General features: G+C 62.5%; 9 protein-coding genes and 1 riboswitch. Of the genes, 5 read left to right on the top strand and 4 right to left on the bottom strand.

Annotated features, from left to right (window positions below):
- Positions 1-122: 122 nt before the first annotated feature.
- On the top strand, positions 123-1,301 hold the full coding sequence (locus P353_RS02520; RefSeq protein ID WP_034364828.1) for an alpha-hydroxy acid oxidase: 1,179 nt from the start codon (positions 123-125) through the stop codon (positions 1,299-1,301).
- A 55-nt stretch (positions 1,302-1,356) separates the two neighbouring features.
- Here the strand turns inward: P353_RS02520 and P353_RS02525 are convergent, their stop codons facing one another.
- From P353_RS02525 to nhaA, 3 genes are all read right to left on the bottom strand, one after another.
- On the bottom strand, positions 1,357-2,115 hold the full coding sequence (locus tag P353_RS02525) for a tetratricopeptide repeat protein (protein WP_034364831.1): 759 nt from the start codon (positions 2,113-2,115) through the stop codon (positions 1,357-1,359).
- 43 nt (positions 2,116-2,158) lie between these two features.
- On the bottom strand, positions 2,159-2,962 hold the full coding sequence (locus tag P353_RS30135) for a tetratricopeptide repeat protein (RefSeq protein ID WP_080750414.1): 804 nt from the start codon (positions 2,960-2,962) through the stop codon (positions 2,159-2,161).
- Between the two features lie 469 nt (positions 2,963-3,431).
- Positions 3,432-4,814, bottom strand: coding sequence for a Na+/H+ antiporter NhaA (nhaA, locus tag P353_RS02535; RefSeq protein ID WP_034365459.1), 1,383 nt, complete (start codon positions 4,812-4,814; stop codon positions 3,432-3,434).
- Between the two features lie 351 nt (positions 4,815-5,165).
- Between nhaA and P353_RS02540 the strand changes: the two genes are divergently transcribed.
- Positions 5,166-6,098: a DMT family transporter gene (locus P353_RS02540; protein WP_034364835.1), complete on the top strand. Its 933-nt coding sequence runs from the start codon at positions 5,166-5,168 to the stop codon at positions 6,096-6,098.
- Positions 6,099-6,248: 150 nt separating this feature from the next.
- On the opposite strand, the gene P353_RS02545 is transcribed toward P353_RS02540, so the two are convergent.
- Positions 6,249-7,517, bottom strand: a complete 1,269-nt coding sequence (locus P353_RS02545) for a D-amino acid dehydrogenase (RefSeq protein ID WP_034364837.1) — start codon at positions 7,515-7,517, stop codon at positions 6,249-6,251.
- Between the two features lie 171 nt (positions 7,518-7,688).
- Positions 7,689-7,788: riboswitch (glycine riboswitch) on the bottom strand.
- Positions 7,789-8,320: 532 nt separating this feature from the next.
- Here P353_RS02545 and P353_RS02550 point away from each other — a divergent pair.
- The 3 genes from P353_RS02550 to P353_RS02560 all read left to right on the top strand — a co-directional run bounded on the left by P353_RS02550 (position 8,321) and on the right by P353_RS02560 (position 12,946).
- Positions 8,321-9,841, top strand: coding sequence for an amino acid permease (locus P353_RS02550; protein ID WP_034364840.1), 1,521 nt, complete (start codon positions 8,321-8,323; stop codon positions 9,839-9,841).
- 193 nt (positions 9,842-10,034) lie between these two features.
- The gene (gene dinB, locus P353_RS02555) at positions 10,035-11,252 is read left to right on the top strand and encodes a DNA polymerase IV (protein WP_113707683.1); all 1,218 of its coding nucleotides are present in this window, start codon (positions 10,035-10,037) and stop codon (positions 11,250-11,252) included.
- A 137-nt stretch (positions 11,253-11,389) separates the two neighbouring features.
- Positions 11,390-12,946, top strand: a complete 1,557-nt coding sequence (locus P353_RS02560; RefSeq protein ID WP_034364843.1) for a methyl-accepting chemotaxis protein — start codon at positions 11,390-11,392, stop codon at positions 12,944-12,946.
- Positions 12,947-13,006 lie beyond the last annotated feature (60 nt).

Consider the following 13,006-nt stretch of genomic DNA (forward strand, 5'->3'; position numbering starts at 1 on the left):
TGATTTTTACTCGCTGAAGAAAATTTCAAAACCGGCATAAATCACTTCAAACCATAGTGCAACGCCGATAGCGGCGATGAGGGCTACCATCGGGTTCAATTCCAATTACAAGGCTAGAAGTCGTGAGCGATCTTTCCAAAATCACCTGTATCGAAGACCTGCGTGTGGTGGCCAAGCGTCGTGTGCCGCGCATGTTCTATGACTACGCCGATTCGGGCTCTTACACCCAGGGCACATACCGGGCCAACGAAGACGAGTTCCAGAGCATCAAGCTGCGTCAGCGTGTGGCCGTGAACATGGAAGGGCGCAGCACGCGCACCACCATGATCGGCGAGGAGGTCGCGATGCCGGTGGCGATTGCGCCCACGGGCCTGACGGGCATGCAGCATGCCGATGGCGAGATTCTTGGAGCCAAGGCCGCCAAGGCCTTTGGCGTGCCGTTCACTCTGTCCACCATGAGCATCTGTTCGCTAGAGGACATAGCCGAGCACACCGATCGCCATCCGTTCTGGTTCCAGCTCTATGTGATGCGCGACAAGGCCTTCATGGAGCGCCTGATCAATCGTGCCAAGGCGGCCAACTGCTCGGCGCTGGTGGTGACGCTGGACCTGCAGATCCTTGGACAGCGCCACAAGGACATCAAGAACGGGCTGTCCACACCGCCCAAGCCCACGCTGGCAAACCTCATCAATCTCGCGACCAAGCCGCACTGGTGCCTGGGAATGCTGGGAACCAAGCGCCGCAGCTTCGGCAATATCGTCGGCCATGTGGATGGTGTGGGCGATGTGTCCTCGCTGTCGTCCTGGACGGCAGATCAGTTCGATCCGTCACTGAACTGGAGCGATGTGGAATGGATCAAGAAGCTCTGGGGCGGCAAGATCATTCTCAAGGGCGTGATGGATGCCGAAGATGCGCGTCTGGCTGCACAAAGCGGTGCTGACGCGCTGGTGGTCAGCAACCATGGCGGCCGTCAGCTTGACGGTGCGCCTTCTTCGATTGCAGCCTTGCCATCGATTGCAGAGGCTGCGGGCAAGGACATCGAAGTCTGGATGGATGGCGGCATTCGCAGTGGTCAGGACGTGCTCAAGGCCCGCGCACTGGGTGCGCAAGGCACGATGATAGGTCGCAGCTTCCTCTATGGCCTGGGTGCTTATGGTCAGGCCGGCGTGAGCAAGGCGCTGCAGATCATCCACAAGGAGCTCGATACCACCATGGCCTTTTGCGGGCACACCAATATCAACCATGTCGGCAAAGAGATTCTGTTGCCAGGCACCTATCCCAAGCCGTTTGCAGTGATCTGATCTGTGTTGTCGGCGGCTTGCTGCGCTGCAAGCCGCCACGACCTCTGGCCGGAGGTCAGGAGTTGCCGGCCTTGGGCTTCCACTCCTGCACCTGCTGCTGGATCTTGGCCCGTTGCGCCGGCTTCAATTTCTTGGCAATGATTTCCTGCTGCTTGGCCGAATCCTTCTCGCCATCCTTGGCTGCCAACAGCGCCCAGAAATAAGCCTGGGGCCAGCTTTGGCTGACACCGCGGCCCAAGGCATACATGGAGCCCACGTTGAACTGGCTATTGGCATCTCCTTGCTCTGCCGCAATCATGTACCACTTGAAGGCCTCCTTGCTGTCTTGCGCCACGCCACGGCCATGGTCGTACATATAGCCGAGATTGCTCTGGCTCGATACATGGTTTTGTGCCACGGCAAGGCGGTACAGCCTGACGGCTTCTTCCTGGTTCTCAGCCACGCCCCGTCCGTCGTCATACATCACGGCGAGGTTGAACAGACCATCGGCATCGCCTTGTTCTGCGGCCAGGCGATACCATTTGACGGCCTCCTCATCGCTTTGCGGCACGCCGCGTCCGCGGCCGTACATCAGACCGATATTGGACTGGCTTTCGGCGTGGCCCTGCTTTGCGGCCAACATGAACCACTTGGCGGCTTCGTCATCATTCTTAGGCCCACCGCGGCCCGTGAGATAGACCGCCGCGAGCTTGAACTGCGCCTGGGCATCGCCCGCCTGGGCTTTTTGCAGCAGGTCGGCCGATTGCGCGATGGCCAGAGGGCTGGAGAGCAGCAGGGCGGCTGCGCAAAGGAGATGGCTGAATTGCTTTTTCATGGATTGCCTGTCGATAGGGAGTTGCTGTTTCGAACGCGCAAGTTCAGCGATTTGTCGTCTTGGGTTTCCAGGCACTGATTTTCTTGTCCAGGGTGGCGCGCTCTGCAGGCTTGAGCTTCTGGGCGACTGCATTGCGCAGCGACACCGTGTCCTCCAGGCCCTGGGCGGCCGCCAAGGAATACCAGAAATAGGCCTGAGACAGGCTGCGCTTGACGCCGCGGCCTTCCTCAAACATCGTGCCGAGGTTGACCTGGGCCGTCGCATTGCCCTGTTCCGCGGCCAGGCCCAGCAGTCTGGCTGCCTCCTTCTCGTCGAGCGGCACGCCGCGACCGGTGGCATACATCACGGCGAGGTTGGCCTGGCCCGAGTCGTGGCCCTTGGCGGCCGTTATGCCAAACCATTTGGCGGCTTCCTGATCGCTTTGCTCCACCCCGCGGCCGCTGACATACATCAGCCCCAGGTTGTACTGAGCATCGAGAAGGTTCTGCGCAGCTGCAAGCCGATACCACTTGACGGCTTCCTGATCGCTTTGTTCCACCCCGCGGCCGTCTTCGTACATGACGCCAAGATTGAACTGGCCGTTGGCCTCCCCCTGTGCCGCCGAGAGGCGGTACCACTTGACGGCCTCCTGATCGCTCTGCGCCACACCGCGGCCGCGGTCATACATCAGGCCGAGATTGCTCTGGCTCAAGGCGTTGCCTTGTGCGGCTGCCAGGCCAAACCATTGCGCGGCTTTCTCGTCGCTTTGCAACACCTCACGGCCATCTGCGTACATCTGACCCAGGTCAAGCTGTGCCTGGGCATCCCCCGCCTGTGCCTTGCGCAGCAGGTCCGCGGGTTGGGCCATTGCCAAGGTGCTGGCTAGCAGCAGTGCGACAGCGGAGTAAAGGTGAACCATGTTTTTCTGCATTTTTCCTGATGTTCTTGGGATAAAGGCTCTGTGTTCGGCCTGCAGCTGCAAAGCGCGTCATGACTTCAGGCGGCCCGGAGGTCTTCCCTGAACGCGTTGCAGGCTCGCAGTGACGCGGTCCGCACAGCGTGATCGTGCAGCGGAGAGCACAGCGAGACCGCCGACCATCGGGTCCTTGCTGTTTCACCTCGGTCAGGGGTCGAGAACCTCTGGAATATCGGTCGACGCCCTGCATGGAGCAGGCATTCAGATGCCCGCACTGCGGGCCAGCGCGAGGAGGCATTCTAGTCACGTAACAAGCTGCAGCCGCCAAGTCGCTCATCGCAACTGGCGGCTGCAGCTCGTTGATCGGGGGCGTTTTTCTGCCGTGAGCCCGGCCGGCATCATGATCGAGAAGTGCTTATGCCTACTGCAGGCGCTTGCGCATGGCAAATCCATAACCCAGCCCCAGCAAGGCTGCCATGGCCGAGCCTGCCAAAATGCCCAGCTTGGCCGCGCCCAGCAAGGTCGCATCTGCAAAGGCCAGGCCGCCGACAAAGATGGACATGGTGAAGCCTATGCCGGCCAGCAGACCCACCAGCAGCACACCGTGCCAGTTCAGGCCCTCGGGCAGGCTGCACAGCCCGCTCTTGACGGCCAGCCAGGTGCAGATGAAGACACCCAGGGGCTTGCCCAGCACCAGGGCCACCAGCACGGCCATGGCCGTGGTCTGCGGTGCGGCAGCGCTCAGGTCTATGTCCGAGAATTGCACGCCGGCATTGGCCAGCGCAAAGATGGGCATGATGCAAAAAGCCACCCAGGGATGAAGAATCATGGGCAGGCGCAGAGCGGGCGGCAACAGGTCGCGCTGTGCGAGCTGGGCGGTGCGCAGCTCCTGCAGCAGGTGCTGCGGATCGGGCCGGCCGCTCAGCATCTGCTCGCCAGCCTTGCGCATGGCTGTCTGTGCCGTGATCAGCAGCGGCATGGGAGTGGGACGTACAAACACAGGCGTCATCAGACCCAGCACCACACCTGCCAGAGTGGGGTGAGCGCCGGTCTTGAGCAGGCCGAACCAGAGAATGGCTCCGGGCAGCACATACAGGGGCGCGGCGGCAATGCCCATGCGGTTGAACAGCAGCACCAGCAGCACGCCGGCTGCGGCAACCACAAAGCCCATGGCCTGCAGGCCGCCCGAGTAGAAGAACGCGATGATGAGCACGGCCACTATGTCGTCGATGATGGCCAGGGCCAGCAGGAAGATGCGCAGCGCTCCCGGGATATTGCGGCCCAGCAAGGCCAGCACGCCCACGGCAAACGCGATGTCGGTCGCCGTCGGAATCGCCCAGCCGTTGAGCAGTGTCCTGTCGTTGCCTGCCAGGGCTACGTAGATGAGCGCGGGCACGGCCACGCCGCCGATGGCTGCGATCAGCGGCAGACTGGCCTGGCGCAGGCTGGCCAGCGCGCCGTTGTGCAGCTCGCGCCGGATCTCCATACCCACGACCAGAAAGAACACCGTCATCAGAACGTCGTTGACGATGAAATGCAGATCGGTGCTGAAGCTCCATGGGCCAAGCGTCAGCGCGACGGGGGCATGCCACAGTGCAAAGTAGCTTGGCGCCGCAGCGGAGTTGGCCCAGATCAGGGCTGCCGCAGCGGCCAGCATGAGCACCATGCCGGCGAAGGATTCGATATGCAGCAGGTGCGAGATTTGTGCCTGCACGCGCTCGGTTGCAGATTGCAGCGCGGGGACGCGGGGTGAATGTTGGGATGCAAAAGGCGCAGGGGCCTGCACAAGTGTTTGTGGGTCCATGAGTTGGTAGGTGTCTGAAGTCGTGCGCTGAAGGCGCGCGGCACCTGAGGCAATGCCTGCTGGTGCCGTCTGCACTGCTAGACGACTGGCGCGCTGGCGGCCCGACCTGCGCATGAACATTCACCTGCCATCGCCACCTTGTGTGGCGGGCACCCGGCTGAAATTGTAGCTAAAGATGCAGCAATGGTCTGGATATGGGGTTTATTTGCCGGGAAAGAGACTTCGCCATCAGGACGCAAGCCGTTCGTGCTTCACGTCGCCTTGGCTTGAGCGGGTGGACTGCACGAATCGCGTCAGCGCCGTGCGGCAGCCGGCGCTATGCTGGCGCGCTAACAGAAAAGAAAGCGTCTCATGCCGGGCATAGGAATGGAATATTTGTGGGTGGGAGTGGTGCTGTTTGCGGCGGCGGCGCAGACGGTGCGCAACACGGCCCAGCGCTCGCTGACGACGCAGGTCGGCACGCTGCCGGCCACGCTGGTGCGCTTTCTCTATGGCCTGCCGTTTGCCGCCATCTATCTGCTGGCGCTGTATGCGCTGGGCGATCCGTCCCTGGTGCTGCCGAAGTTCAGCGCCGCCTATCTGGGCTGGATTGCGCTTGGTGCGCTCTTTCAGGTCGCGGCCACGGTCGCCTTGCTCATGGCCATGAAGGAGCGAAACTTTGCCGTGGCGGTCACGCTGTCCAAGACCGAGGTGCTGCAGGTGGCCCTGTTTGCCGCCATGTTCCTGCATGAGCTACCGACCCGACTGGCGCTGCTGGCCATGGTGCTTGCCACCGTGGGCGTGCTGATGCTGTCGCTGCCGCCGCGCGGGCAGCTGTTCACGCTCTCGGCCTGGACCAGCAAATCCTCGGTCTACGGGCTGATCTGCGGCGCCTGTTTTGCGCTGGCCACGGTGGGCTTTCGCGGCGGTGCGGTCGAGATCGCAACACTGGGCGTGAGCTCGCCCTGGTTGTCGGGGGCCTGGGGCGTGCTGATTGCGCAGACCATGCAGTCCGTCGTCATGAGCGCCTGGATCGCCAGAACCCATGAGCACGGCCTGCGCCCCATCTTCAAGGCCTGGCGCATCTCGCTGCTGGCCGGCAGCATGGGCGCTGCGGCCTCGCTGGCCTGGTTCACCGCCTATGCCATGCAGGGGGCGGCCGCCGTGCGCACCTTGGGCATGGTGGAGGTGGTGTTCAGCTACATCGTCTCGCGCAAGGTGTTCAGCGAGAAGCTCTCATTGACGGAAAAGCTGGGCATGGCGCTGATGATGCTGGGCCTGGTGCTGATCTGTCTGCAGCTATGATTTCTAGAGCTGCTTGCGCTTTCCAATGCTCGTTTTCAAGGTGAAAAGTCCTTGAAACTAAGTATGGAATTGCGCAAGAAGCTCCTTAAACAATAGCTTTCTGCAGCGGCGAGGCGCGATGCGTGTCTGGCTTGTTGCTGCAGGCAGCTATCAGGCGCTGGCAGTGCTCAGCGTGGCCGGCCGGGACTGCCTGCTGGCGCTGCCCATGGACTGCAGCACGACATCGCCGACCATGTCGGCGGTGACGGCCGACAAGGTCCAGCCCAGATGGCCGTGGCCGGTGTTGTAGAACACGCAGGGCTTGTTGCCAGGGCCCACGCGCGGCAGCATGTCCGGCATCATGGGACGCAGACCGGCCCAGGGCACCACGCTGCGTGTGCTGACGCCCGGGAAGCATTGCTGCACCCATTCGATGAGCGGGCGGATACGGTCGGCGCGGATGTCCTTGTTGTAGCCGTTGAATTCGGCCGTGCCGGCCACGCGAAAGCGATCGTCTCCGAGGCGGCTGGTGACCAGCTTGGTCTCGTCGTCCAGCAGGCTCACCAAGGGGGCAGCGGCTCGGCTGGCTTCGTCCGGCAGATTGACCGTGATGGAGTAGCCCTTGACCGGATAGATGTTGACGCTGTCGCCGAGCTGAGCGGCCAGCGCGCGGCTGGCCGTGCCTGCGCAGACGACCATGGCGTCGAAGGTCGAGGTCTCGGTTTCCAGACCCTGGCGCACGGTCACGCTGGCCTGCTTGCCATTGCTGTTCACTGACACGATTTCCTGGCCGTAGCGGCATTGCACGCCCAGTCGCTCGCAGGCGGCGGCCAGGCCGCTGGTGAACTTGTGGATGTCGCCGGTGGAGTCGCTCTCGGTGAAGTAGCCGCCATAGAAGGTTCCGGACAGGGTCGGCTCGATGGACCGCATCTCCTGCGGTGTCACGGCGCGGCGCTCCAGCCCGCCTTTGGCCAGCAACTGGGAAACCTTGCCTGCATGTTCAAAGCCTGCTCGGTCGCGGTAGATATGCAAGATGCCTTTTTGCTTCAGATCGAAGTCAATGCCTTCGCTGGCCGCCCAGTCAAACAGGTGTTCGCGCGCCGCAATAGCCAGCCTGGCGGTCTCCACGGTGTTTTTCTCGTAATGGGGGATGGCCGCGAGAAACTGGCAGAACCAGGAAATCTTGTGCCAGCTGGGCTTGGGGTTGAGCAGTAGCGGTGCATCGCTCTTGAGCATCCATTTGAGGCCCTTGACGATGGTGGACCAATGGGTCCAGACCTCGGCGTTCGAGGCCGAGAGCTGGCCGCCATTGGCGAACGAGGTTTCCATGGCGGCATTGCGCTGCTTCTCGAACAGGGTGACGGAAAATCCGCGGCGTGCGAGGGCGTAGGCGGTGGTCACTCCCGTGATGCCACCGCCGATGACGGCGATTGTCTTCATGATTCAGATTCCAGAGACGTCAAGGGTGGAGCCCGTGCGCAACATGCGCAGCGGACGCCCCCTCTGTTCTGGACCTGAGAGATTCACGAGGCAGGGCCTTGCGGCGCTGCTCGCTTGCTCCTTCGGTATGCCCGGCGGACGATGACGTCCGGACATTCTTCAGAGTGTGTGAAAGCGATGCCGATCCTTTGGCCTGAGAGTTTCCGGGGCGGTTGCTCCTTCGGCGCTGCATGCGCCAAGTTTGCGCTGCAGTCTCTCTCGGCATCACCGGGCTGAGAGCCTGTGGGCAAATGTAGGAAGAACGGCGGCGCCTGGATATACGGGTTTTCTAGACTTCTGCGCCGGGGCAGGCCGTGCTTCGCTTCTTTTATTTGATAGCGGCTAGCGCTTGTTCTTTAAAGACTTTCTTGTGTTTTCATAAGGAAAGTGAATGTATTCATGCGCAAGAAGCTTCCGAATTCATAGCGTTAAGCGCTGTCAAGTGCCGCTGAGCAGCCCCAGAGTCAACCCCTGCATTGACATGACGGGTCATGGTCGGCGGTGGATTTGGGCAAAATATCGTCTTTGCCTGTCAATTGGCCCGGCGATATCACCGCTTTGCCATTGAAGCACCCGACTGGGGTGGCTGCCGATTCAGGATGCAACTGGCCTATCCGCCATGGCGTTCTGCTGTCATGGCTTCGTTCCTTTGTCCTTGTTGACCGCGACCGTCATGGTCGCCTTTTTGCGTTGCCTGTCGCAGCGCCTGCGGGATGGTTGGGTGTTTTGTCTGGATGGGCGCAAACCATTACAACAAGACATTTATGTCCCAACCCAACTCAAGCCAGCAGCTCGCGCCGACTGGCGATGGTGACGATAACCAGCCCCGCTTGCACCGGGTGCTCAAGCAGCGCCACCTGAGCATGATCGCCATTGGCGGCGCCATCGGAACGGGCCTGTTCGTGGCCTCCGGCTCGGCCATCGCCCAGATCGGCCCGGGCGGAGCCGTGCTCACCTATCTGCTCATCGGCATCATGGTGTACTACATCATGACCAGTCTGGGCGAGCTGGCTGCCTTCATGCCAGTGGCCGGCTCTTTCTCTACTTATGCCTCGCGCTATGTGGATCGCGGCTTCGGCTTTGCGCTGGGCTGGAACTTCTGGTTCAGCTGGGCCGTGGTGGTGGCCGTGGATCTGGTGGCCTCGCAGCTGGTCATGGCCTACTGGTTTCCCAATGTGCCGGGCATCCTCTGGAGCGGCCTGTTCCTGCTGCTGATGGTGGGGCTGAACGCGTTTTCCGCGCGCGGCTTTGCCGAGGCCGAGTACTGGTTCGCGCTGATCAAGGTGCTGGCCGTAGTGGCCTTTCTGATCACCGGCGTGCTGATTCTGTTCGGCATCATCAGCAACGGCCATGTGCCTGGCTTCGAGAACTGGACCACGGGCGATGCGCCATTCGTCGGCAATTTCGCGACCTTTGTGGGCGTGGCCATGATCGTGGCCTATTCCTTCCAGGGCACGGAGCTGGTGGGCGTTGCTGCGGGCGAATCCGAAAACCCGCGCGAGAACGTGCCACGTGCGATTCGCCAGGTGTTCTGGCGCATCCTGCTGTTCTATGTGCTGGCCATCATCGTCATCGGCTTTCTGATTCCCTATACCGATCCGCAGCTGCTGCGCACCGATGTGGCCGATATCGCCGTGAGCCCGTTCACGCTGGTGTTCCAGCACGCGGGTCTGCTGTCGGCGGCCACGGTGATGAATGCGGTGATCCTGACCTCGGTGCTGTCGGCAGGTAACTCCGGCATGTATGCAGCCACGCGCATGCTCTACAACATGGCGACCGAGGGCAATGCGCCGCGCATCTTCTCCCGGCTGACCCAGAACGGCGTGCCGCTGGTGGCCTTGATCGGCAGCACGCTGGTTGCCAGCCTGTGCCTGTTTTCCTCGCTCTACAGCCCGCAGGCCGTCTATATCTGGCTGTTGAATCTGGCCGGCATGACGGAGTTCATCGTCTGGCTGGGCATTGCCGTCAGCCACTACCGTTTCCGTCGCGGCTATGTCATGCATGGTCACGATGTGGGCCTGCTGCCCTACAAGGCCGGCGCCTTCCCCTTCGGCCCCATCTTTGCCTTCGTGCTGTGTCTGGTGGTGACGCTGGGCCAGAACTACCAGGCCTTCCTGGAAGATCGCATCGATTGGGGCGGGGTGGTCTCGACCTATCTGGGCATTCCGCTGTTCCTGCTGTTCTGGCTGGGTTACTGGCTGGTCAAGCGCAAGACCTGGATCAGCTATGCCGATATGCGCTTTGACGAGCTCGAAGACATCAAGCAGGGCAAGGTGTCGTCCTGAGGCGGTTTGAGCCTTCCCCTTCTCCAGGCGGGAAGGGGTAGCGGCAGGGGCTGGCACTGCTTGCGGTATCCCGTTGCCTGTGTGCCTGTTTGACGCATCGCGGCCGTCTCTTGCCAGCGCAGGCAAAATCGGCACTGTGAGCGATCTTCCCCCCAGCCCCGAGCCCAGGCCCAGGCGCATAGCGCATCTGGACATGGATGCGTTCTACGCCTCCGTGGAGCTGCTGCGCTACCCGCAGCTCAAGGGGCTGCCGGTGGTCATCGGCGGCGGGCGGCGCAGCTTTGACGAGCAGCTGCTGGCGCGGCATGCGGGGCGGCCGCTGTCCGAGATCCCGGTGGCCGACTTTCCACTGCTGCGCGATTACACGGGGCGCGGCGTGATCACCACGGCCACCTATGCCGCCCGGCAGTTCGGCGTGGGCTCGGCCATGGGCATGATGAAGGCCGCAAGGCTGTGTCCGCAGGCGATTCTTCTGCCCGTGGACTTTGCCGAGTACCGGCGCTTTTCCCGGGCCTTCAAAGAGATCATCGTGTCGATTGCGCCGCTTATGGAAAACCGCGGCGTGGACGAGGTCTACATCGACTTCACCGACGTGCCGGGCGGCCAGCGCGAAGGTGGACGCGTGCTGGCCCGGCTGATCCAGAAATCCATCTTCGATGCCACAGGCCTGACCTGCTCGGTCGGTGTGGCGCCCAACAAGCTGCTGGCCAAGATGGCCAGCGAGTTCAACAAGCCCAACGGCATCTCCATCGTCCAGCCCGAAGACCTGCAAAGCCGGATCTGGCCGCTGGCCTGCCGCAAGGTCAACGGCATAGGCCCCAAGGCCGATGCCAAGCTCAAGAGCCTGGGCATAGAAACCATTGGCGACCTGGCCGCGCAAAGCCTTCCCCAGCTGCTGCACTGGTTTGGCAAGAGCTATGGCCACTGGCTGCACGAGTCGGCCTGGGGGCGCGACGAGCGCGCCGTGGTGACCGAGAGCGAGCCGGTGTCCATGAGCCGCGAGACCACCTTCGAGCGCGATCTGCATGCCGTACGCGACAAGGCCGAGCTGGGCGCGATCTTCACGGACCTGTGCGAGCGCGTGGCCGAGGATCTGCGGCGCAAGGGCTATGTGGGGCGCACCGTGGGCATCAAGCTGCGCTATGACGACTTCAGGATCGCCACGCGGGACCAGACCCTGAACCTGCCGATACAGGATGCGGCCGCCATCCGCCTGGCCGCAGGCCAATGCCTCAAGCGCGTGCCGCTGGGCAAGCGCATCAGGCTGCTGGGGGTCAAGGTCTCGGGCCTGATTGCCGAGCCGCTCTGGCAGGCCAGCGCCCACGATCCGGTGGCAAGAGAGCTGCTGCTCAGACCCCATGGTTTGACCTCGGTCAAGCATTCGGATCCCTATACCGCATCTCTGTTCTGAGCTTTGGGGCTCGGGAATCATCGCTGTGCGATGATCCAAGTGTGAATTTGTGTATCTGGTTAACCAGCTGCCTACGGGATGCCTGATCGCTCACTCTCGAACAAAAACTACATAGGCCTATTGGAGGAGTGCAAAGCATGCGCCTGAACCTGCCGGTATCTCAACAAAACTACGACTTTCCGGGTGACGAGCTGCTGGTCTCCAGCACCAACACCAAGGGCGAGATCACGCATTGCAACCCGGCCTTCGTGCGCGTCAGCGGCTATGGCTATGAAGAGCTGATCGGTCAGCCGCACAATCTGATCCGCCACCCGGACATGCCGGCCGCCGCCTTCAAGGACATGTGGCGCACCATCGCCCATGGCTATCCCTGGACGGCACTGGTCAAGAACCGCCGCAAGAACGGCGACCACTACTGGGTGCGCGCCAATGTCACGCCCATCATGGAAGGTGGCAAGCCCAGCGGCTATCTGTCGGTGCGCACCAAGCCCTCGGCCGCCGAAGTGGCCGCAGCCGAAGCCCTGTATGCGCGCATGCGCAACGAGGAAAAGCAGGCACAGGCCAGCTTCCGCCTGCGCGCAGGCGCGGTGCGCCGCCTGGGACTGATGGGCTGGTGGGACGGCCGCAAGGACGTGGGCCTGGTGGCGCGCATGGCCTGGTTGCTGGCCATCGTGGCCTTGATCGCCATGCTGCCCGATTTGCTGGGCTGGCAGGGCGCAGCGGCCTGGGGCTGGCGTGCTGCAAGCCTGGTGGCAGGCGGCGCATTCGTGCTGTGGCGCTTTCAACGGCGCTGCGTGGCGGGACTTGAGGAAGCCAGCCGCTTTGCGGCCGATGTGGCAGCCTGCAATCTGAGCACCGAATGCAGCCAGAGCTACAGCGGTGCCATGGGGGCGCTGATGCTGCGGCTGCAGCAGATCCAGATCAATCTGCGCGCCGTGGTGGGCGATGTGCGCACCGAGGTGCAGGGTTTTGCCCAGACCGCCCATGAAATCGCCCAGAGCAGTTTTGATCTGGCAGGGCGTACCGAGTCGCAGGCCACCAGCCTGCAGCAGACGGCGGCCTCGATGGAGGAAATTTCAGGCACGGTGTCGCAGACGGCCGATACGGCCCAGTTCATGGCCGGTGCCAGCGACGAGAGCAGCAAGGTGGCCAGCCGCAGCGGCGCGGCCATCAGCGAGGTGGGCCAGGCCATGGAACATATCCGGGGCTCCTCCACCCGCATGAGCGAAATCATTGGCGTGATCGAGAGCATTGCCTTCCAGACCAATCTGCTGGCACTGAACGCGGCAGTGGAGGCGGCGCGGGCTGGCGAGCAGGGTCGCGGCTTTGCCGTGGTGGCGGGCGAGGTCCGGGCACTGGCCCAGCGCAGTGCCGAGGCGGCCAAGGAGATCAGCGTGCTCATCAACCGCACGGTCGACGGCATCAACGACGGCAATGCGCGCATGCGTGCCGCGGGCCAGACCATAGACGGCATGGTGCAGGCCGTGGACAAGGTCGGCTCCCTGGTGCACCAGATCAGCATTGCCACGCGTGAGCAATCGATAGGCATCTCCCAGGTCAACGAGGCCGTGGCCCAGCTCGACTCCGTGACCCAGCAGAATGCGGCTTTGGTGGAGCAGTCGACCAGCGCCGCGCAATCGCTGCGCCAGAGTGCCAAGACGCTGGAGCGTTCGGTGGACGTGTTCCATCTTTAGGCTTTTGCCATATTGCTCTGAAAAGGCAGCCGTGGAGCTGCCTTTTTCACATCGGCTTTC

The sequence above is a fragment of the Comamonas testosteroni genome (assembly GCF_000761245.1).
In the GTDB taxonomy this organism is placed as follows: Bacteria; Pseudomonadota; Gammaproteobacteria; order Burkholderiales; family Burkholderiaceae_C; genus Comamonas; species Comamonas testosteroni_C.

Excerpts from the sequence above, each read along its gene's own strand:
- P353_RS02525 (WP_034364831.1), bottom strand. The coding sequence starts at position 2,115 with ATGAAAAAGCAATTCAGCCATCTCCTTTGCGCAGCCGCCCTGCTGCTC.
- P353_RS30135 (WP_080750414.1), bottom strand. The coding sequence starts at position 2,962 with ATGGCCCAACCCGCGGACCTGCTGCGCAAGGCACAGGCGGGGGATGCC.
- nhaA (WP_034365459.1), bottom strand. The coding sequence starts at position 4,814 with ATGGACCCACAAACACTTGTGCAGGCCCCTGCGCCTTTTGCATCCCAA.
- P353_RS02540 (WP_034364835.1), top strand. The coding sequence starts at position 5,166 with ATGCCGGGCATAGGAATGGAATATTTGTGGGTGGGAGTGGTGCTGTTT.
- P353_RS02545 (WP_034364837.1), bottom strand. The coding sequence starts at position 7,517 with ATGAAGACAATCGCCGTCATCGGCGGTGGCATCACGGGAGTGACCACC.
- P353_RS02550 (WP_034364840.1), top strand. The coding sequence starts at position 8,321 with ATGTCCCAACCCAACTCAAGCCAGCAGCTCGCGCCGACTGGCGATGGT.
- dinB (WP_113707683.1), top strand. The coding sequence starts at position 10,035 with ATGGATGCGTTCTACGCCTCCGTGGAGCTGCTGCGCTACCCGCAGCTC.
- P353_RS02560 (WP_034364843.1), top strand. The coding sequence starts at position 11,390 with ATGCGCCTGAACCTGCCGGTATCTCAACAAAACTACGACTTTCCGGGT.